Here is a 19,891-nt window from a genome sequence, read left to right as displayed (position 1 = left end):
CCACGCGGGAAATGAGATAAGGCGCGCACTTGCCCCGGTCAACCGAGCCCCCTGCGTTCAGGCCGTCTGAACAGGCTGCAATGCACGATTTCTTCATGAAGAGTGCCATCAAAACACGCCAAGTTCCGGCAAGCGGCCTTGCCGCGAGGTAAAGCCTGCGCCATGCTGGCAGAAGTTCCACGAGTTTTTCGAGGTTGTTTCTCCATGCGGCTTATCCGCCCGGCTCTTTTCTGCGCTGCTCTCCTCTCCGGCACGACTCTGGTAGCGCCGTCCTTCGCTGCCCCGGCTCCCGCCGCTCCGGCGAATGCGGCCCCGGCCGCTGCTCCGGCGGCTCCTGCCGACGCCAACCCGCTGATCGCCTCGGTCAACGGCCAGAAGATCTATCTGGATGACGTCAAGAAGGCCGCAGCCGGCCTGCCCCCGCAGGCGCGTCAGCTGCCGCCCAACACGCTGGTCAACATCCTGCTGAACCAGATCGTCAGCCAGAAGGCCATCCAGATCGACGCCCTGAAAGAAGGCCTCGACAAGAAGCCTGACGTGAAGGCCCAGATGCAGGAAGCCGCCGATAACGCGCTGCAGAATGCCTATCTGCAGGAGAAGGTCGGACCGCTGGTCACCGAAGACGCCATCAAGCAGGCTTATCAGGCGAATTACGCCTCCAAGAAGGGCGAGCAGGAAATCCATGCACGCCACATCCTGGTTGCTGATGAGGCCACGGCCAAGGACGTGATCAAGCAGCTGAACCACGGCGCGAAGTTCGAAGATCTCGCCAAGAAGCTCTCGACCGACAAGGGGTCGGGCGCAAGCGGTGGCGATCTCGGCTGGTTCAAGAAGGACGATATGCTGCCGGAATTCTCCAAGGCAGCCTTCGCCATGAAGCCGAACACGATCAGCCAGACCCCGGTCAAGACCCAGTATGGCTGGCATGTCATTCAGGTTCTGGCCTCGCGTGAAGCCCCCGTGCCGCCGCTGGAGCAGGTTCATGACGAGATCCGCCAGCAGCTGATCCGCGACAATGTGCGCGATATCGTCAAGGCCGCTCAGGACAAGGTCAAGATCGTGCGTTACGACGCACAGGGCAAGCCGCTTCCCGACGCGCCTGCAGCCGCTCCTGCTGCCCCCAAGAAGTAAGCGCTAACGCTCACTTTTCACTCAGAAATCCGGTCTTTTCGCCTCATTCAGGGGCGAGGGGCTGGACCTGAGCCCCAAGCCGTGCATCCTCCTTCCGACCTTCCAAGCTCGGAGACAGATCATGGCCAAAGCCCTTCCCCTCTCCCCCCTCGCCCAGCCTTTGCCGCGCCTTGAGCCGGTAGCAGGCGTGCGGCTTGGCGCTGTCGCCGCTCAGATCCGTTACAAGGATCGCCCCGATCTCATGATGATGGAGTTCGAGCCCGGCACGACAGCAGCAGGCGTTTTCACCCGCAGCAAATGTCCCGGCGCCCCCATCGACTGGAGCCGCGCTGCCCTGGCCCAGGGCACGGCACGGGCGCTGGTTGTCAATTCGGGCAATGCCAATGTCTTCACCGGGCGTGCCGGTGTTCTGGCCACCCAGATCTCTGCCGCTGCTGCTGCACGCGCCGTTCATTGCGCCGCCACTGAAGTCTTCCTCGCCTCGACGGGCGTGATCGGCGAGCCGCTGGACGCCGAACGCATCAGTGATGCGATGCCGGGTCTGTACGAGACGCTCACACCGAGCGGCTGGGAAGATGCGGCACGCGCCATTATGACCACCGATACCTTCCCCAAGGCGGCCACACGCAAGGTCACCATTGCGGGCAAAGATGTCACGATTCAGGGTATCGCCAAGGGGAGCGGCATGATCGCGCCCGACATGGCGACCATGCTCGGCTTTGTAGTGACAGACGCTGCCATTTCCCATGACGTGCTGCAGGCCATGCTGCATGTCGGCACGGATCACAGCTTCAACGCCATTACGGTCGATTCTGACACCTCCACCTCCGACATGGTGCTGGTTTTTGCCACTGGCAAAGCCGGACACCCCCCGATCACCTCTCTGGCTGATCCGGAACTGGCTGCTTTCCGTGAGGCTTTCGAATCCCTGCTTCTCGAACTGGCCCTGATGGTCGTGCGCGATGGCGAAGGCGCTTCGAAGCTCTTCACCGTGCGTGTGAACGGTGCGGTTTCCGACGAGTCCGCCAAGAAGATCGCGCTTGCCATCGGCAACTCGCCGCTGGTCAAGACCGCCATCGCTGGTGAAGACGCCAATTGGGGACGTGTCGTAATGGCAGTCGGCAAGAGCGGCGAACCCGCCAATCGCGACACCCTCTCGGTCGCCATCGGAGGCACCTGGATTGCCCGTCAGGGCACTGTCGTCGAAGGCTATGACGAAGCACCGGTCGTCGCCCATATGAAGGGGCAGGAAATCGAGATCCAGATCGACCTTGGGCTGGCCAATGGTCATGCCCAGATCTGGAGCTGCGACCTGACCCATGGCTATATCGACATCAACGGCTCCTACCGGAGCTGAAATTTCCGGCGACCGGCTTTTCAGGTCGGTCGCCCAGCGACGACAAGAGCGGCATTAGATTGCCCTCATAGTCGGGCCTTCTCTTTGTTGAGAACCGCTTGCATCTGATTGCGTTCAGATTTAGTACCCTGTCTGTCCATTTTTGATCGTCCGAGGGCTTTCAGCGACTGGACGGACGGATCGATTGCACCCACATTATGGGTCGATAGCTCCGAGAGCTACTCCAAAACGCAATCAGATCAGCGTCGTATACGCGCCCGAACGACGCTGAGGAGGAACAGGCATGGCAAATGCATTTCGCGTGGTCATCATTGGTGGTGGCGTTGCCGGGATGGAAACGGCAATGACCCTCGGTCGTGGGCGTCATCGCCTGATCGAGACCACGCTGATCGACAAGGGTGCCGTGCATTACTGGAAACCCATGCTGCATGAGTTTGCCGCGGGCACCGGCCAAGAATCGCGTGACTGTACGACCTTCGTCGAGGCGAGTCGCCGCTTCGGCTTTCGCTTTGTGCAGAGCTCGCTGAGCAGCGTTGATCGCGAAAAGCACGAGATCCGTCTCGCGAATGACGAGACCGTTCCCTACGACATGCTGATCGTGTCTCTTGGCTCCCGCTCGAATGATTTCGGCATCGAAGGGGTCATGGCCAATTGCACCTTCATCGATTCCCTGCCCGATGCCAGCCTGTTCCATGAAAAATTCCGTGCCGCCTTCCGCGAGGCAGCTGCGGCCAACCGCAAGCTCGATGTCGGCATTGTCGGCGGCGGCGCAACAGGCACACAATTGGCCGCTGAGCTCTGCAGCGCCATCGACCTCGCCCCCGGCTATGGCAAGGAAGCCAGAAAGAACATTCTCAGCCTTTCCCTGATCGAGACAGGCAAGCGCATTCTTCCCGCTTTCCCCGAGCGCGTTTCCAACGATGCCCGCAAGCAGCTTGAGGCGCTTGGTGTCAGCGTTCTGACCGAGGCGATGGTGACCTCGGTGGATGAGGAAGGCTTCCAACTCAAGGATGGCCGTGTCGTTCCCGCCGAGCTGCGCGTCTGGGCGGCAGGTGTGCGAGCAAGTGCCGCAACGGAATTGTTCGAAGGGCTTGATATCGCCCGTGGTGGACAGATCGTCGTCAACCATCACATGCAATCGACCCGCGATACGTCGATTTTCGCTCTCGGCGACTGCGCGCGCATCAATGACGCGCCGCTTCCTGCCACGGCACAGGTCGCCAGACAGCAGGGCATCTATCTGGGGCGCGCCATTCCTGTCATCGCGCAGGGACGTGAGCCCTCGACATTTGTTTACCGCGATCGTGGTGCCGTGGTCTCGCTAGGTGACTATAATGGTTGGGGTATGGTCGGCTCCTCGACGAGTTTCGGAGGTGGCCTTCTGCGTGGGCTTGCACCGCGATGGCTGCATGATCTAATTTTCCGTCAGCATCAGATCGGCGTCATGGGTCTTGCGCGCGGAACGGCAGCTTTCCTGAAGGCACATCTGTTGCCGACTCGTCCGCGTCTGGACCAGTAACCTTCGATCAGCGGTAGATTGACGTCATGCCCTTGCAGCGTTCTCAAGTCCTTCCCCCAGCCGAATCGGCGCGCCTCGACACGATGGTCGCGACCCTTCAGGAGAAGGGGTTCGCTTTCGAACGCGGCAAGGAAATGCGTTCCTTCCTGGAAGCCTTCGGCTTTCAGGACTGGGAGAACTTCGCTGAAAGCTGGAACCGCCTAGGTCTCGACCGTTACATGGCCGATGGCGGGCGCTACCGTAAAAGACGCTATGCTACCTACGCGCTGACGGGCGGGCGTATCGAGCGCAAACGCCACCAACCGCATTATCAGAGCCGCGATTACAATCTCCTCAATGGCGGCATAGAACGCTGGTTTGGGCCCATTGAGGATGCGATTGCCGCGCATCCCGTCATGCTATCCATTCTGAATGCCGCCCATCTTCTGGCGCTGCGCATGACACCCGCCTCGACGCAGCCCGATAGTTGGCACGCTGAAATTCATCAGTTCCGCATAGAGGCGCAGGCGGGGAAGAATGGCCGCCCCACACCCGAGGGCATGCATCGCGACGGCGTGGACTGGGTCTTCGTGCTGATGGTCAATCGCGAGAACGTGGCTTCAGGAGTGACCTCGATCCATAATGATCATCGTGAGGAAATCGGTTCTTTCACTCTTGAGGCACCGCTCGATACGGCCCTCGTCGACGATCATCGCGTCTATCATGGCGTAACTCCTGTCGAGCCGATTGACCCCGCGCGTCCGGCCTATCGTGACGTACTGGTCGTGACACTGCGTCACGCCTAAAAGAGCCGCAAAGGCAATCTGCCCACGACTCGCCGAAAGAGCGATCCGATACTGAATATGAAAGAAATTCCGATGCGTTTTGGTCTTGCTGTGGCGAGTATCGCAGTCATGGGGCTGGCCATACCAGCGAGCCTTGCCCGAACGCATCACGCCACGACAAATACCGCCCAGGCAAAAGACGCCTCAGGGCCTCGGCCGGTCATTCTGAGCGCGCAACCCGGCACCAATCTCGATCAGGTTGCCCGCCAACTCAACAGCGCCGATCTTGCCGATGCCGCCAAGCATGATGACAATCCGGTCGTTCTCGTTGCGTCAGCCCCGCTTTCGTCTGATCGCAGCGATATGGCGCTGTTCGTGCAGCTGCAATCAGCGCGCCTCTGTGGTTCCGCAGGATGCTCGACCTCGGTCTATCTGCGCCATAAAGGCGGCTGGAAGCTTGTTCTGGATTCGGTCAGCGGGGCTATTTCGGTTTTGCCAAGCCGGCATAATGGCATGCATGATCTGCTGATCGACAAGAATGATCGCTGGACCTGGAATGGTTCAGGCTATCAGGACGGCGCTCCTGCCCCGGCTGCCCCCTCGGCCCCAAAAGACAAGACGCCGGAAGCGCCAAAGAAGAAGCTTCTGCGCGGCTGAACTATTTCGAATTTTCAGGGGAATTCTGGAGCGGGTGAAGGGAATCGAACCCTCGTATGCAGCTTGGGAAGCTGCCGTTCTACCATTGAACTACACCCGCATGGCGCTCCTTCTATCGCAGCTTGTGTCACGATGCAATCACGCGGCATCGGTTGACGAAGCAGGCTCGCTTTGCGCATAGTTCCGCCGTCGCTTCTCGAAGGAGGGCGTCCCTCGCGATTTGAAAGGCCGGATTGCGGCGAGGCTAAACAACAGCGCTAAAGAGGCCCGGGATGTTCTGCATTCCAGGTTTTCCACGGCCAGAATCGCACCACTTTCTTTTAGGTGCATTTTGGAGCGTCTTTTCCATGACAGATACATCCTACGGCCCGTCGACCAAGCTGCTTCATCAGGATGTCAGCCGCACCGAGCACGGCGAAACCAGCGAAGCGATCTTTCTGACCTCCGGCTTTGTCTATGACAGTGCCGAGCAGGCAGCCGCCACCTTCACGGGCGATGTCGCCCATTATCAATATTCGCGTTTCGGCAATCCGACGACCGATGCCCTGCAAGCCAGACTGGCCCTGCTCGAAGGGGCTGAAGCCTGCATCGTCACAGCCAGCGGTATGGGCGCCGTCTCTTCCGCCCTACTCGCCCACCTCAAGCAGGGCGATCGCGTCGTGGCCTCGCGCGCTCTTTTCGGCTCGTGCTACTGGATCGTCACCACGCTGCTGCCGAAATACGGCATCGAGACTGTATTGGTCGACGGTGATGACTGGGCTGGCTGGGAAGCGGCCCTCTCACAGCCGACAGGGGCGGTTCTGATCGAGAGCCCCTCCAACCCGATGCTTGATATTCTCGACATCGAGCGCATTGCGACACTCGCCCACAAGGCAGGCGCACTGTTGATGGTCGATAATGTCTTCGCCTCACCGGTAGGCCAAAAGCCGATCGCTCTGGGTGCTGATGTGGTGCTGTATTCCTGCACGAAACATATCGACGGTCAGGGGCGCGTGCTCGGCGGTGCTGTCCTCGGGCGCAAGCAGTGGATCGAAGAGACACTGCAGCCATTCACCCGCAACACGGGTAACGCCCTCTCACCTTTCAATGCCTGGGTATTGCTCAAGGGGATTGAAACCCTGCCATTGCGCGTCAATGCCATGGCGGCAAATGCGAGTGCGGTGGCTCATTTCCTCGAAAATGCGCCCGGTATTGCCCGCGTTTCCTACCCGGGTCTGGCCTCTCACCCGCAGCGTGCGCTCGTTGAAAAACAGATGAGCAATGGCGGCTCACTCGTTGCCTTCGAAGTTGAGGGCGGCAAGGAAGGCGCTTTCCGTTTCCTCAATGCCTTCAGGCTCATCGCCATTTCGAACAATCTCGGCGATGCACGCTCTTTGGCCACACACCCGGCCACGACGACCCACTCCAAGGTAGACGTGCAGGAACGCGCACGGCTTGGAATCACGGACGGGGCCATACGGCTTTCGGTGGGACTTGAAGACAGCAAGGATCTGATTGCCGATCTTGAGAGGGGCCTCGCCGCGCTCAAAGCCTGATTGCTTTTAGCGTCTCCATGGGCCTACAAGGCGGGCATGTCGCATAAGCCTGCCCCTCCCCGCCTTGTAGCAGACCCGGAAGCGAGTCTTGCTGAAGCTATGGATGCCGCTCCCCGCTATGAAGCGGTGACAAGAGACATCACGATTTCCGTGCGTACGTTCTGGCTCGAGGATCAGTCCCTGCCCGAAGACCATCATTACGCATGGGCATATCATATCCGCATCGAAAATAGCGGCGATGAAACCGTCCAGCTCCTGAGCCGGTCATGGGAAATAACCGACGGACGCGGTAAAACGGATCATATTCACGGCGAGGGCGTTGTCGGCGAGCAGCCCATTCTAGTGGCGAATGAAGTTTTTGAGTACACGTCGGGGGCTGCTCTGCCGACGCCTTGCGGCTTTATGCGCGGTCTTTTTCATATGATCGTTCCCGCCACATCGGAACGCTTTGAAGCCACGATCCCGGCCTTCAGTCTGGATAGCCCTCATCGTCTTGGTCTTGTGCACTAACCACGATACGGCCTCGTCCCTCAAGCTTGGCCTTGTACAGAGCCCGGTCGGCGCGCTCGAGCGCATCTGCCCAGGCCTCCTCTGCTCTCGTGCGGGCTATCCCGACGCTGCAACCGATCGATAACGGCCCTATCTTGGTTTCGAAGGGCACATCGCTCAGTCCTGACAACAGGCTCGCGATACGTGCTTGCGCATCGTCAAACTCCCCCTGCACGACAATCAGGAATTCCTCGCCGCCGTGACGGCCAATGATTTCTTCCTGCCGCTTCGCCTGAATCAGACGCGCGCCAATCCCTGCCAGAATTTCGTCTCCGATCGCGTGACCAAAACTGTCATTGATTGACTTGAAGTAGTCGACATCGAACAGTGCCAGGGTAGCCGAGCGCATGACCCCCGTATCGTCGGGGCGTGACAATTTCTCGAGCAGACGCATGACGCTCGCCTCGGCAGTTCGCCGGTTCATAAGCTTCGTAAGACCGTCCTGACGAGCCTGCTGCTCGAGCGCCGTCTGGGCCGCTCGCATCTCGATCGTGCGTTCATCGACCAGAGCCTCGAGATGGCGCTGGCGTTTCATCAGATAACGAAAACGCAGCTTGTTCAGCGCATAAGGCAGCGCGATGATCGAAACCGTATAGAGCAGGATGAGCGGCCATGCGCTCCACCACGGCCGCTGCATCCGGATTTCTAGGACGATAGGCTCGGAGACCAGATTGCGGTTATCATTCAGGGCCTGCACTATCAGGCGGGAATGTCCCGGCGGTACGAAATTGTAGCGAATTTCGCCGGTCGTCGTTGTAATCCAGTTCCCATGCACGCCGTCGAGACGATAGCGGAAATAAGTCGTGGAAGAGAGCGCTGTATTAAGAGCGCCCAGAGTGACCATGAGCGGGTCACGCGAATAGGGCACAGCTTTTTCCGGCAACATTTTCTCGCCCAGCATCACCTTGATGAAAACTGGCCTGAGATCCTGCTTCTGAAACAGATGCTCTGGATGCATCAGATGCGAGACGCCGCGAGACGCCGTTATCCAGATTGTCCCGTCCCGGTCCTCTGAAAGACCCTGCTGGTTGATGTTCGCTGCGATCAGACCGTCATCCCTGGTCGCACGGACCCACTGATGCCCGTCAAACCCCGCCAGTCCATTCTCCGTTCCGACCCACAGACGCCCCCTTGAATCCCAAAGCAGACTGAAAACAATCGAAGAGCCAACCAGCGAGGGATCGATCTGTTCGATTCTGCGAACATGATTCCCCTCAAGCGTGAGATGCAGAAGTCCGTTACGAGCCCGCAATCCTCCGATCCACAGATCGTTCCGCGATGAGAAGGTCATGGCAATCGGCTTGAAATCAGCAGAATTCGGCCAGTGCGTGACGACAGGGACCCATCGCTCGTCAGCCGATTTTCGATAGAGAATGTTACCCTCAACGGCCCAGGGCGTTCCATCTTTCCTGAGTGCAACTGTGGCGGCCGGGGCCGCAAGCGGCCTTCCCTGCACATCCCTAACCATATCTGGCTTCGCTTCCGTGCCGGAGGCGAAAGACAGCAAACCGTCATCGGAGGCGATCCATAACGTGCCAGATCGTCTTGAAAAGGCCAGACCCATCACACGGCTAACCTCGAGATGTCTATCACATGCCAGCATCAGATTTTTTATACGACAACGAAGTAAGGTCGCATCGTTTACAGGAGCCCAGAATGCTCCTGCGCCATCGCTCGTTCCGAAGAAAAAGTTCCCGTCCGCAAGCCTGTGACCCAATTCATCGCCGGAGAGCGCATATATTCCTTGGCCTGTGAATACGAGGTTATCATCGCCAGTTGGCAGGACTGACCAAACAGAACGGATGTCCTGCGGTTCGAGATTTTCCCAATCGCCCCAGCCAATCAGCTTGTCGAGTTCAACCAGATCCTGTGCGGTCCAGAGCTGCTTGTCCCGGTCGACATAGGCGAAGGTAATATCCTGCTCACGGCTCAGATCGTGGTTGAGAAAACTCCAGTGTCGACCGTCAAATGATCGCATCCAGTTGCCATCGAAGAAAATAGTCGCATCGGATGAGCCGACAGCAAAGGTGGGTCGTTCTCCAAGATCTGCCACATTGAACTCCCAATCGATAGGAGCTTGAGAAAGAACGCCAGCGCTATCGGAGGACGTTAGATTTTTTTCGCGCAGCAGGCAGATGTTCAAGCCAGCAGGCGCGTTTGGACAGATCGAAAACCCTGACGATCTTGAGGAAGGAATAACGTCCCGCCCACTCAGATCACGAACTGAGGTCGCATTCCTTGAAACGACGAGAACACGATTGCCCGTCTGATAGATTGAAGCGCCTCTCGTTCCCGAAACACTCTGTTCCGCACAAGAGAGCATTTCTGACTGCGGGGAGAAACTACATCCGTGAAGACCCGATCGATCCTGCAGAAAAACCTGATCACTACTGACAAATATCCCATCAATGTGCCCCTGATGATCAAAGGGCAATGTATCGAACAACAATGTCGATGGGGAACGGCGAACAGACGTTTCGCCTCTGGAGATCAGCAGGTGGCGCCCGTCGGAGAGCAGCATTCTGCCATCCGGTATCTGGCGCATCATTATAGTACGGTTACCCGTCGAAAGCGCGCTCCCTACCGGGAGACGGTAAAATCTGGTTCCGGAAAAAAAATAGATCCCTCTTATTGTCGAGAGATAGATATAACCCTGACGGTCTTGGGACATATCGAAAATATACGAATTGTCTATGCCGTTCTGCTGAGCAAAACGCTGCATACCCAGAGCGATGTCACTCGAATGCGCTGGCAAGACAAGAAACATAGCTCCCAACAGAGCGATGCAAGCATGCCCGAATAATATACAAAGCGTATGACAAAGGGTGGCCAGCGTGATTGATCTGCTGGCCCCCTTGTTATCAGAGGCGACCGGTAAAACTGTCAGTGCCTAGTCCTCGCTATACGGACGGTTCATTTCCACAAACACACTAGGCTATCTCACAAGGGCGGTCGTTAAAAACCCGCTATATCATCCGATATGTGCGATGCAATTACCAGCGATTGTGCAAGGGTCAATGTTTGTGCCCTTCTCAGGACGCGGACCTGTCAGAGCGATACGCGCGCCGTCATTCTTGTCGGCGTGAACTGCGAGAGCATTCGCAGGCACGACCTGGCTGGCAGCGGCAACAGAACCAGCGAAAACAAGAATCGAAAGACCACGTGAAACAATTGTGAAAATGTTCATGATATCTTTTCTCTATCAGAAGTAAGCATGATTGCTTGATCCATAGATAAAAGACCAATTGAACAATGTCTCGACGAGTTATAGAATGGCACGACGTAAGAGTTGTGAAAAAATCAAATACTATATATTTATAAAATATTTATTTTAATTGATGTTATCATTTTATTTACGTTTTTGATTCCACGTATTTATAGAAAATCGACCTATTTTATCGGTTATATTATAGATAAACTTCGTTACTTTCAATTTTGATGATAAATTAATCCATTACTCGCGCGCCCCTTTACAACGTCGCGGCTTGTCACGAGCGCTGCGATTAATCGGACACACTCAATGGCTCATGTTATGGGTCACAATGAATTTGGTTTGAAATAACGTCCCGGATGGTAGAACATCACATCCATCCTGAGACTTCCCGTGTCGCGCAGTAGGGCTTTCACGATACACACGCTCAGGTTTTCTCGACTAAGGTTCCCTCACATGAGTCATGGTTCTCCTTCTGCTCCAAGCGAAGCGAAAGTTCCGCTGGTAGGAAAAATGATGCTCGCAGCAATTCTGGCCGCTGTGGCCGGATTGATGTTCGGGCTCGATATCGGTGTGATTTCCGGAGCGCTCGGCTTCATCACCAAGGAATTCAACGCCAGCGTTCCCGCGCAGGAATGGATCGTCTCTTCAATGATGGTCGGCGCCGCATTCGGCGCTCTCTGCGCTGGCCGGCTGTCCTACTCCATCGGCCGTAAACGCGCTCTGGTTCTCAGCGCGGCGTTGTTCATGATTGGCGCCCTGTGCTGCGTCGGCGCGAACTCGGCCACGATGCTGATTGTCGCTCGCGCCATTCTTGGCCTTGCGATCGGCGTAGCGAGCTTCGTTGCCCCTCTGTATATTTCGGAGGTCGCTGACGAGCAGCACCGTGGAAGCCTGATTTCGGTCTACCAGCTCATGATCACGATCGGGATTCTGCTGGCTTTCGTGTCTGACGCCATTTTCGCCTATCGTGGCGCCTGGCGCTGGATGCTGGGTATTGTCGCCATTCCAGGCGCCTTCTTCCTGGTTGGATCGCTGTTCCTGCCGGACAGCCCGCGCTGGCTGATGCTACGAGGCCGTCACGATGAGGCACTGGAAACCCTCACGGCACTTCGTCCGTCGCGTGAAGAAGCCGAAGGCGAGATCAGGGATATCCAGGAAGGCCTGAAGCAGAAGCAGCGCGGCTTTTCGATGTTCCTCGAAAACCCGAACTTCCGCCGCTCGGTCATGCTCGGCATCGGTCTTCAGATCGTGCAGCAGCTCACCGGCATCAACGTGGTCATGTACTACGCCCCGCGTATCTTCGAAGTGGCCGGGTTCGGTCAGGACGGTCAGATGTGGGGTACGGCCATCGTTGGTCTTGTGAACATGCTCGCCACCTTCATCGCCATTGGTTTCGTCGATCGCTGGGGCCGTCGCCCGATGCTGATCGCCGGCTTCATCATCATGGCCATCGGCATGGGTGCCCTTGCGGTTCTTCTCTCGCTCGGACAGGATTCGAGCACGCTGATGCATTACCTCTCGGTTGCCGTGCTGCTGCTCTTCATCACCGGCTTCGCCTTCTCGGCCGGTCCGCTGATCTGGGTACTCTGCGCCGAAGTCCAGCCGCTGCAGGGCCGCGATTTCGGTATCGCCTGCTCGACCTTCACCAACTGGATCGCCAATATGGCGGTCGGTTCGACCTTCCTGACGCTGCTTGGCGCGCTTGGCCCGTCGCATACGTTCTGGCTCTATGCCGCCCTTAACGGCGTCTTCATTCTCGTGACTCTCGCCTTCGTGCCTGAGACACGCGGTGTTACGCTCGAATCCCTTGAGCACAAGCTCAACCAGGGCGTCAGACTACGCGATATCGGCCGCTGACCGCCGACTGAAACGACCTGTTTCAAAGTTGAGGCCCCGCAGTTTCTGCGGGGCTTTTTCTTGGCTTGACGTGCAGGTGACAAATCCGCATTCCCTGAACACCATGCGTATTGCTGCCATCCTCCTCGCCGCCGGTTCCGGTCGCCGCTTCGCTGATGCCAGCGCCGCCGCTACCACCGGCCTCGCCGCCATGCCGAAGCAGTATATGCTGCTCGGTGGCAAGACAGTCATTCGTCATGCAGCCGAAGCGCTGCGAGACCATGTGACCCTCATCCAGCCGGTCGGAGACGATCCGCTCCTACTGCAGGCGCTCGACGGCCTCGAGACCCTGCCCCCGGTCGCGGGTGGGCGGGAGCGTCAGGACAGCGTCCGTGCCGGGCTCGAAGCCCTCGCGCAGCTTCCCGAACCACCCGATCTGGTGCTGGTTCACGACGGTGCCCGTCCCTATGTCCCTGCAGATGTCGTGCGCAACGTGCTGTCAGCTTTGGAGCGCCATCCCGGCGCCATCCCAGCCGTTGCCATTGCTGATACGCTCAAGCGCGGTCGCGACGGCCTGGTGGATACAACCGTATGCCGCGAATCGCTGTGGCGTGCCCAGACGCCCCAGGGCTTCCACTTCCCGCTTCTGCTGGACCTGCATCGCACCCATCAGGGTCCGGTGACGGATGATGCTGCCCTTCTCGAAGCGGCCGGCCACCCCGTCGCTCTGGTTCAGGGAGCCGAAGACAATATCAAACTGACCCTACCGGAGGACCTCGTGCGTCTGGAACGACTGCTCGGCTCGACCCCACTCCCGCGCACCGGGCTGGGCTATGATGTTCATGCCTTCGAGGCAGGGCGCCCCCTGATCCTTTGCGGCATTACCATTCCCCATGATCGCGGCCTTGCGGGTCATTCGGATGCCGATGTCGGCATTCATACGCTGTGTGATGCCATCTATGGCGCGCTGGCCGAGGGCGATATCGGGCGGCATTTTCCCCCGACCGACAATGAATGGAAAGACATGGATTCAGCCCGCTTCCTGATCCATGCAGGTGAGCGTATCCGCCAGCGCGGCGGAATGCTGATCAACGCCGATGTCACGCTCATCTGCGAGCGACCGAAGATCGGCCCCCACGCACAGGCCATGCGCGAGCGCCTTGCTGCCCTGCTTCAGGTCGATGTTGAGCGGATCTCGGTCAAGGCCACCACGTCCGAACGCCTCGGCTTCACAGGGCGCGAGGAAGGCATTGCTGCGACCGCAGTTGCGACCGTTCTGGTGCCCTGAGAAAGGCCTCTTCCAGAACAGTCCGAGCGCAAAAAAAAGCCCGGTATCAGCCGGGCTTTTTTATTGGCGGTTACTCTTGCGACCAAAACCGGAAATCGCCCGGTCCTATCCCTTGATGGCGCAGATAATAACGATGACCGGCGTTGCAGCGAGGAGGAGCCATACGTTCTGGACGCAGCGCGCCACGAAATGAGCGGATCTCACTTTGAAAGGGATTCTGCGGATAAGAGCCTCTGCCGAGATGTTGTCTTCGATTACAGCGTGAATACGAGAAGACATCGATCATCCTTCCATGATAACGCCTGATTACCTGATCGGTTCTAGTCATCACCCCAAGACCAGTCGAGTAACCAATGGTCACCTAATGTGATGGCTGGCGTGGTCAGGAGTTAGGCAGCAATCGTGGCGAAATCATGCCTCGTTTGACGCTTTTTCATGCGAAAGAGTAACAAAATCCAACGCCGCACTTATGTCGTCGGCATTGCGCCCCATTTCCTGCAGAAGCGCGTTATCCTCGCCCCATTGCGCCATCTGGTGACGCTCCTCAACGCTCGCCATGGCACAGGCCGTGACCACATCGATCCAGCCCTCTGCCAGACCGATCGCCAGGATGAGACTCCCTGTCGCCGGGGCACAGACTGCCGCACAGGTCAGCGCCGCATCATCGAGTCCATCAAGAGCGGCCGCATACGCACCCTGCACCTCGATTCCAGCATGACTGGGCAGAAGACTTCTCGTGATCGGCGGCCTGACGCCGTAGCGGGCCTCGAACAGATCGAGAGCCGGATCGAAAAGTGCATCCTGCTCGCGTCCGAGCGACCCGGTCGCGCGATAGCAGAGGAGATCGCTCTCACCATAGGCCATCAGCCCACCAATGATCTGCTGACGGTCTGGTGCAATACGCTCGATCTGCGTCCCAGCCATCTGCGTCAGAGGTAGGTCGCTGGTTCTGAACGCTGCGCCGGGCACAATACTGCGCCACTCTTCGGCGATACGGTCAGCCAGCGCTCTTGAAGCCACGATAAGCGGGTTGCCCCCCGGTAAACGGAAGGAGCGCCCATCGAGGCGTATCTCGTGACCCGGAGGCACCGCGCTCGGTACGACGTGGACCTCTTTCCAGAAGCGTTTGATTGTCTGGCTCAATGCAGCAGCCCCAGCCCATGAAGAAGTTCGGAAGCCTTGTTATGCTTCTTGCGTTCGGGTGCAGCCTCACCCGGAAGGTTCTCACGAGCGGCCTCAAGCACAGTCGGACAGGTATCGGGCTCGCTACCGCCAATTGTCAGCTCGAAGCGACCACCCGTATTCGCTTCCTGCTTCGCCTTGGGGGCATCGAGGGTGCCCGTCACCAGCACAGGCGTTGAGGCGCCGGTACCAGCGATGCCGATACGCGGCAGCAGATGCAGATCGAGTGTCTGGTCGACCAGACCATAGCTGCCATGGCCGGACAGGCTCAGAGCCCCTGCTTCCATACCTAGTGTATCGAACTGCGCGCGACCATCGGCGAAGCTGGCGTGAAGCCCAAGGCAACGCACCGAGAGATTGTCATGCGGCAGCAGTGCCCGGACCGAATCGCCAAGATAGGGGCCAAGCGGGCCGGTCGCGATCGAACCGCCCACCATCGAGAGGCCCAGATGGCCCGTAAGCGATGCGATCAGCGACGCTCTGGTATCGCCATGGGCTTCCAGCTGCCCGACGAGCATCAGCGGCCCTCGGAAAAATCCGGGCATGGCGAGCAGGTTCTGGGCCAACGTTGCAGGAAACAGGAGGGGTGTCAGAGAGAGGGTCAAGGATGCAGGCTTGACGCTCATGTCATAGACCGCCCGCCCCGACAGGGTCATGCCATTCCCGCTCCCCTTGACCGAATCGAGCGACAGTTTTCCCGATTCCAGACGCGCCTGAGCAGAGATCCCGCTGTAATCGGCAGCATTGAAACGCACCGTATCGGCGGAAATATCCAGCGTCCCGCGCCCTGTCGACACGAGCCGCGACCAGGAAAATGCGTCCGTTGCCGGAGGAGGCGATACTGAATTCTGCCCCGCCGCCGCGCTCGCCTGAGGAGACGCGCCAGCTGAAGGAGCCTGCTGCTGCGGCGCGGTCAGAGAAGCGACAGGACCAGGCAGAGCCGGTTGAGCCTGCGCACTTGGCTGCGCGGCTTTGGGTCTGGTCCAGAGCGCGGCCAATGCATCGAGATCGAGATGCTGGAAATGCAGCTTGCCCTCCATCTCGGGCTGAGCCTCGTTCTGTGCCGCGGCATCGAGAACCGCAGTCGCCTCATGACTGTTCAGCGTGAACGCCTTGAGCGTCATCCGACCCGATACATCACGCTCGAAGGCGCCTTTGAGCGTGACGTCATGCAGGACTGACTGACGCAATGGCAGGGTATCAGCCCCACCGTCCAGTGACAGCGCGGTCCGGGAGGCTCCGATCTGACCCGCAACATGACCGTGAAGGCCCTCGGCTTTGCCCAGTCGATTGGCTTCACGCAGATCGAGCGAAACAGCGAGAGGCGTTTCGAGCGCCGTCTGCCAGGAAGTCCCTGCCTGAGCCAGCGTACCGAATGCGCCCTGAACCGCGAGCGCCGGCATCGGCCCCTGCACGGTGGCGGTTACCGTCAGAGCAGACGAGAGGGTCTCGGCATCGGCATGAAGAGCCGAGACCGACAGACCATGCAAGGGAGGGGCCGATTCGAGATGAAGATGAACGTGGTTCACGCCAAGTCGCGAGAGATCGAGCTTCTGCCTGTCGCTCTGCGGATCTGCGTCGAAAATCCCGATTTCACCCCCCAGCCCCGTGATTGCGGGCAGGTTGGCATTGGGGAAGAGCATCTCGGCATCCTTGAGCGAGGCCATCTCGCCCCGCAACACACCGGAAAACCCGCGCATATGGCGCATATCGCTGATCTGGCCGTCGAAATTCAGCCAGTCCTGCGGCTTGCTCTCCTTGCCCAGAGTGGCACCCAGGCTGAGGGCCCAGGGAGGATTGGCGCCCTGAAACAGGGAAAGCGGGCCGATATGGCCATTTACCCGAAATGGCATCTCGCCATGCGTGCCACGGATATCGAGATAGGGGGCGCTTGAAGCGAGACCATCAAATTCCGCATGAGTGATCGTCACCGAGCCGCCGTGATGGGCAAAGCGATCGTCCAGAGAGAAGGCCATACGATCAAGCTTCGCTGAACCGATTTTGAGGCTCCAACGCGCGGTCGGATGAGAGGGCTTGGCCGAACCCGTCGCCTTGTCGGCTGGCTCAGCATGAAAATCCCAGTTCGCCTGACCTGCCTCATCACGGTGCAGGACAACCGTGCCGCGTTGCAGGGTCACATTTTCCAGACGGATCTCCCGCCACAGAAGCGGGATGAGCGCCACGGAGGCGCGAATATCGCGCGCCTGCAACATGGGTGTGTTTGCAGCCCCCCCGATATCGGAGAAGGTGACCTCATGCGCGCTCACGCTCGGCCAGGGCAGAATGCCCACCGAGAACCGGGCCATGGTCAGATCGCGTCCGGTCTGGCGCTTGACCGCAGCAATGACGTCGGATTTCAGATTCGAGCGATCGATCAGAAAATCGGCCGAAACGGCCAGACCGGTCGCCAGCACGAGAACGACGATCAGTACTGCAGCCAGACGCTTCATTTTCTGACTCCCTTGAAGCCGATACGCTCGGGTTTGGGCGTATCGCCCGGAGTAAAGCCGAGATCCTTGAATGTCGTGCGCATATGCGGTGGCAAGGGGGCCGCTACACGCAGGCGCCCACCCGCCGGATGCGGGAATTCGAGAGACCGGGCGTGCAGATGCAGCCGATCGACGAAACCTTCCATATGCGCGGCCTTGCCACCGTATTTCGGGTCGCCAAGAATAGGTGTGCCAAGTGTCTCGCAATGCACGCGCAGCTGATGCGTGCGCCCGGTCAGGGGCTTGAGCGCCAGCCAGGACAGTCTCTTGCCGGCCGCATCAACGACTTCATAATCGGTCTTGGCGACCATCGCGTCTTCGTCTTCACGCGTTGCGGCGATCATCAGCGAGCCGTTGCCTGCGCCGAGCTTGGCCAAAGGCTGGTCAATGACACCAGAGCCGGGCATCGGGCGACCGACGACGATTGCCCAATAGGTCTTGTCGACATCACGCCCACGAAACGCTGCCGCGAGCTTGGCGGCAACACCCGGGGTACGGGCGAGAAGCAGCAACCCCGACGTGTCGCGGTCGATGCGATGCACCAGGCGCGGGCGGTCATGCAATTCGCCACGCAGACCATCGAGCATCATGTCGATATGCTTGGTGATGCCGGGACCGCCCTGTGTGGCCAGGCCGGAGGGTTTATCGAGCACGATCACATGGCCGTCGCGATAGATCACCATGCGCTCGATCTCGCGCGCCAGCTGCGGGTCGAGAGGAGCGGGACGATCGGACTGGGGCGCTGTCGGCGCAGGCAACGGCGGAATACGCAGGCTCTGGCCGGGGGCGAGGCGACTGGCACCGGTCACGCGCTTGCCATCAAGGCGCACCTGCCCGGTGCGACACAGCTTTTGCAGCGCACCCTGGGTGAGATCGGGGAAATGGCGGCGAAACCAGCGATCGAGGCGCATATCGGCCTCGTCTTCACTGACAATACGGGTTGTGACACTCATGGGCGACGGCTTGCCCGTATTGCGGCCTGCCTGTCCAGATTTTTTCTGATCTTCCGCTCCTGCCCGCGGTCGGTCGGCTGGTAAAGCGCCACGCGCTCCATCTCATCGGGGAAGTAATTCTGACCCGAAAACCCCTCTTCCGTATCATGATCGTATTCATAGCCTTTGCCGTAACCGATGCTCTTCATCAGCTTGGTAGGAGCATTGCGAGTGTGATGCGGTGGCCCAAGGCTGCCTGTCTCGCGGGCCAGTTTGCGTGCCTGATTATAGGCCCGATAGACAGCATTCGACTTTGGCGCCGTGGCGAGATGAACGACGAGTTGCGCCAGAGCCAGCTCCCCTTCCGGGCTGCCGAGGCGCTCATAGGTTTCCCATGCTGCTACGGCCAGAGGAAGCGCTGAAGGATCGGCCATCCCGACATCCTCGGCGGCAAATCGTGTCATGCGTCTGGCGATATAGCGAGGGTCTTCCCCCCCTTCCAGCATGCGGGCAAACCAGTAGAGACCTGCATCGGGGTCAGAACCGCGCAGCGATTTATGCAGCGCCGAGATGAGATTGTAATGCTCTTCGCGGTCCTTGTCATAAAGCACCGCCCGTCGCGCGACCACTGTGGCCAGACCCGCCGTGTCGAGGCGCTCGCCCTCGGGCAGGGCCTGGATCTGCTCGACCAGATTAAGCAGATAGCGCCCGTCACCATCAGCCATGGCCCTGAGAGACGCCCGCCCCTCTTCCGTCAGCGGCAATGCCTTGCCTGCCTCCTGCTCCGCGCGCTGCAGCAGTTTTTCGAGCCCCGCATCATCCAGACGGTTGAGCACCAGAACCTGACAGCGCGAAAGCAGGGCGCCGTTGAGGGCGAATGACGGATTCTCGGTTGTCGCTCCTATGAGAATGACCGTTCCGCGCTCGACATAGGGCAGAAACCCGTCCTGCTGGGCGCGGTTGAAACGATGGATCTCGTCGACAAAGAGCAATGTGCCCCGCCCCGTCTCCTGCTGGAAACGCGAGGCGGTCTCGAAGGCTTTTTTCAGATCGGCGACGCCAGAGAAAACGGCAGAGATCTGCTCGAAACGCAGCTTGGCCTCTCGTGCAAGCAGACGGGCGATGGTTGTCTTGCCGCAGCCTGGACCACCCCAGAGAATGAGGCTTGGCAGCGTGTTGCGCCTGAGCATCTGCGCAAGCAGACCCGTCGGGCCGAGCAGGTGATCCTGCCCTACGACTTCTGAAAGCTGTCTGGGGCGCAGGCGATCTGCCAGCGGCTGCGTCTGGCGCGCCATCTCAGGTGCGGCCGATACGGACGGTCGCTGTTGATGAGCCTGCACAGAAGCCTTGCCCTGACGGGGCGGCGGTGCGCCAAACAGATCTGCATTGCTGTCGTCGCGCATCGCGCCTCTCCCTGTTCTGCTGTCCGGAAACTGGC

The 19,891-nt window shown here is 59.1% G+C and carries 15 protein-coding genes, 1 tRNA gene and 1 riboswitch; of the genes, 10 read left to right on the top strand and 6 right to left on the bottom strand.

Annotation, left to right across the window (positions count from 1 at the left end; genetic code table 11):
- Positions 1–204: 204 nt before the first annotated feature.
- From AAID99_RS01710 to AAID99_RS01690, 5 genes are all read left to right on the top strand, one after another.
- Complete coding sequence (locus AAID99_RS01710; protein ID WP_229719480.1) at positions 205–1,131, top strand: peptidylprolyl isomerase; 927 nt, start codon at positions 205–207, stop codon at positions 1,129–1,131.
- 121 nt (positions 1,132–1,252) lie between these two features.
- On the top strand, positions 1,253–2,488 hold the full coding sequence (gene argJ / locus AAID99_RS01705; protein ID WP_188425002.1) for a bifunctional glutamate N-acetyltransferase/amino-acid acetyltransferase ArgJ: 1,236 nt from the start codon (positions 1,253–1,255) through the stop codon (positions 2,486–2,488).
- Positions 2,489–2,771: 283 nt separating this feature from the next.
- Positions 2,772–4,007: an NAD(P)/FAD-dependent oxidoreductase gene (locus AAID99_RS01700; protein WP_498492932.1), complete on the top strand. Its 1,236-nt coding sequence runs from the start codon at positions 2,772–2,774 to the stop codon at positions 4,005–4,007.
- Positions 4,008–4,033: 26 nt separating this feature from the next.
- Positions 4,034–4,792, top strand: coding sequence for a 2OG-Fe dioxygenase family protein (locus AAID99_RS01695; protein WP_371869808.1), 759 nt, complete (start codon positions 4,034–4,036; stop codon positions 4,790–4,792).
- Positions 4,793–4,864: 72 nt separating this feature from the next.
- Positions 4,865–5,428, top strand: a complete 564-nt coding sequence (locus tag AAID99_RS01690; RefSeq protein WP_188424998.1) for a hypothetical protein — start codon at positions 4,865–4,867, stop codon at positions 5,426–5,428.
- 26 nt (positions 5,429–5,454) lie between these two features.
- On the opposite strand, the gene AAID99_RS01685 is transcribed toward AAID99_RS01690, so the two are convergent.
- Positions 5,455–5,528: transfer RNA gene (locus AAID99_RS01685), tRNA-Gly, on the bottom strand.
- A 102-nt stretch (positions 5,529–5,630) separates the two neighbouring features.
- Positions 5,631–5,710: riboswitch (SAM riboswitch) on the top strand.
- Between the two features lie 65 nt (positions 5,711–5,775).
- Between AAID99_RS01685 and metZ the strand changes: the two genes are divergently transcribed.
- Complete coding sequence (metZ, locus tag AAID99_RS01680) at positions 5,776–6,963, top strand: O-succinylhomoserine sulfhydrylase (RefSeq protein ID WP_188424996.1); 1,188 nt, start codon at positions 5,776–5,778, stop codon at positions 6,961–6,963.
- Between the two features lie 36 nt (positions 6,964–6,999).
- The gene (gene apaG, locus AAID99_RS01675) at positions 7,000–7,473 is read left to right on the top strand and encodes a Co2+/Mg2+ efflux facilitator ApaG/CorD (RefSeq protein ID WP_188424994.1); all 474 of its coding nucleotides are present in this window, start codon (positions 7,000–7,002) and stop codon (positions 7,471–7,473) included.
- Here the strand turns inward: apaG and AAID99_RS01670 are convergent.
- Complete coding sequence (locus AAID99_RS01670; protein ID WP_498492928.1) at positions 7,433–9,565, bottom strand: ligand-binding sensor domain-containing diguanylate cyclase; 2,133 nt, start codon at positions 9,563–9,565, stop codon at positions 7,433–7,435. The two genes, apaG and AAID99_RS01670, sit on opposite strands and share 41 nt — an antisense overlap.
- Positions 9,566–9,862: 297 nt before the next feature.
- Here AAID99_RS01670 and AAID99_RS01665 point away from each other — a divergent pair, with 297 nt between their 5' ends.
- The 3 genes from AAID99_RS01665 (at position 9,863) to ispF (ending at position 13,850) form a co-directional block, all read left to right on the top strand.
- The gene (locus tag AAID99_RS01665) at positions 9,863–10,315 is read left to right on the top strand and encodes a hypothetical protein (protein WP_498492926.1); all 453 of its coding nucleotides are present in this window, start codon (positions 9,863–9,865) and stop codon (positions 10,313–10,315) included.
- A 921-nt stretch (positions 10,316–11,236) separates the two neighbouring features.
- Positions 11,237–12,583, top strand: a complete 1,347-nt coding sequence (locus tag AAID99_RS01660; protein WP_229719479.1) for a sugar porter family MFS transporter — start codon at positions 11,237–11,239, stop codon at positions 12,581–12,583.
- A 103-nt stretch (positions 12,584–12,686) separates the two neighbouring features.
- The gene (gene ispF / locus AAID99_RS01655; protein WP_188425389.1) at positions 12,687–13,850 is read left to right on the top strand and encodes a 2-C-methyl-D-erythritol 2,4-cyclodiphosphate synthase; all 1,164 of its coding nucleotides are present in this window, start codon (positions 12,687–12,689) and stop codon (positions 13,848–13,850) included.
- A 411-nt stretch (positions 13,851–14,261) separates the two neighbouring features.
- On the opposite strand, the gene AAID99_RS01650 is transcribed toward ispF, so the two are convergent.
- The 4 genes from AAID99_RS01650 to AAID99_RS01635 are packed head-to-tail and all read right to left on the bottom strand — an operon-like array spanning position 14,262 to position 19,856.
- Positions 14,262–14,993, bottom strand: a complete 732-nt coding sequence (locus AAID99_RS01650) for an ATP12 family protein (protein WP_498492924.1) — start codon at positions 14,991–14,993, stop codon at positions 14,262–14,264.
- Positions 14,990–17,482 (bottom strand): AsmA family protein, encoded by a 2,493-nt coding sequence (locus AAID99_RS01645; protein WP_498492922.1) that lies wholly within the window; start codon positions 17,480–17,482, stop codon positions 14,990–14,992. Before AAID99_RS01645 ends, AAID99_RS01650 begins: the two co-directional genes overlap by 4 nt.
- The gene (locus tag AAID99_RS01640; protein WP_498492920.1) at positions 17,479–18,474 is read right to left on the bottom strand and encodes an RluA family pseudouridine synthase; all 996 of its coding nucleotides are present in this window, start codon (positions 18,472–18,474) and stop codon (positions 17,479–17,481) included. Before AAID99_RS01640 ends, AAID99_RS01645 begins: the two co-directional genes overlap by 4 nt.
- Positions 18,471–19,856: a replication-associated recombination protein A gene (locus tag AAID99_RS01635; RefSeq protein WP_498492918.1), complete on the bottom strand. Its 1,386-nt coding sequence runs from the start codon at positions 19,854–19,856 to the stop codon at positions 18,471–18,473. Before AAID99_RS01635 ends, AAID99_RS01640 begins: the two co-directional genes overlap by 4 nt.
- Positions 19,857–19,891: the final 35 nt, after the last annotated feature.

The sequence above is a fragment of the Asaia sp. Ae19-3 genome (assembly GCF_059801175.1).
This window is presented reverse-complemented; position numbering and strand designations above follow the sequence as displayed.

What these genes read in the sequence shown, in the direction of transcription:
- argJ (WP_188425002.1), top strand. Translation starts at nt 1,253, where the DNA reads ATGGCCAAAGCCCTTCCCCTCTCCCCCCTCGCCCAGCCTTTGCCGCGC.
- AAID99_RS01645 (WP_498492922.1), bottom strand. Translation starts at nt 17,482, where the DNA reads ATGAAGCGTCTGGCTGCAGTACTGATCGTCGTTCTCGTGCTGGCGACC.
- ispF (WP_188425389.1), top strand. Translation starts at nt 12,687, where the DNA reads ATGCGTATTGCTGCCATCCTCCTCGCCGCCGGTTCCGGTCGCCGCTTC.
- metZ (WP_188424996.1), top strand. Translation starts at nt 5,776, where the DNA reads ATGACAGATACATCCTACGGCCCGTCGACCAAGCTGCTTCATCAGGAT.
- AAID99_RS01695 (WP_371869808.1), top strand. Translation starts at nt 4,034, where the DNA reads ATGCCCTTGCAGCGTTCTCAAGTCCTTCCCCCAGCCGAATCGGCGCGC.
- AAID99_RS01640 (WP_498492920.1), bottom strand. Translation starts at nt 18,474, where the DNA reads ATGAGTGTCACAACCCGTATTGTCAGTGAAGACGAGGCCGATATGCGC.
- AAID99_RS01660 (WP_229719479.1), top strand. Translation starts at nt 11,237, where the DNA reads ATGATGCTCGCAGCAATTCTGGCCGCTGTGGCCGGATTGATGTTCGGG.
- apaG (WP_188424994.1), top strand. Translation starts at nt 7,000, where the DNA reads ATGTCGCATAAGCCTGCCCCTCCCCGCCTTGTAGCAGACCCGGAAGCG.
- AAID99_RS01690 (WP_188424998.1), top strand. Translation starts at nt 4,865, where the DNA reads ATGCGTTTTGGTCTTGCTGTGGCGAGTATCGCAGTCATGGGGCTGGCC.
- AAID99_RS01635 (WP_498492918.1), bottom strand. Translation starts at nt 19,856, where the DNA reads ATGCGCGACGACAGCAATGCAGATCTGTTTGGCGCACCGCCGCCCCGT.
- AAID99_RS01700 (WP_498492932.1), top strand. Translation starts at nt 2,772, where the DNA reads ATGGCAAATGCATTTCGCGTGGTCATCATTGGTGGTGGCGTTGCCGGG.
- AAID99_RS01710 (WP_229719480.1), top strand. Translation starts at nt 205, where the DNA reads ATGCGGCTTATCCGCCCGGCTCTTTTCTGCGCTGCTCTCCTCTCCGGC.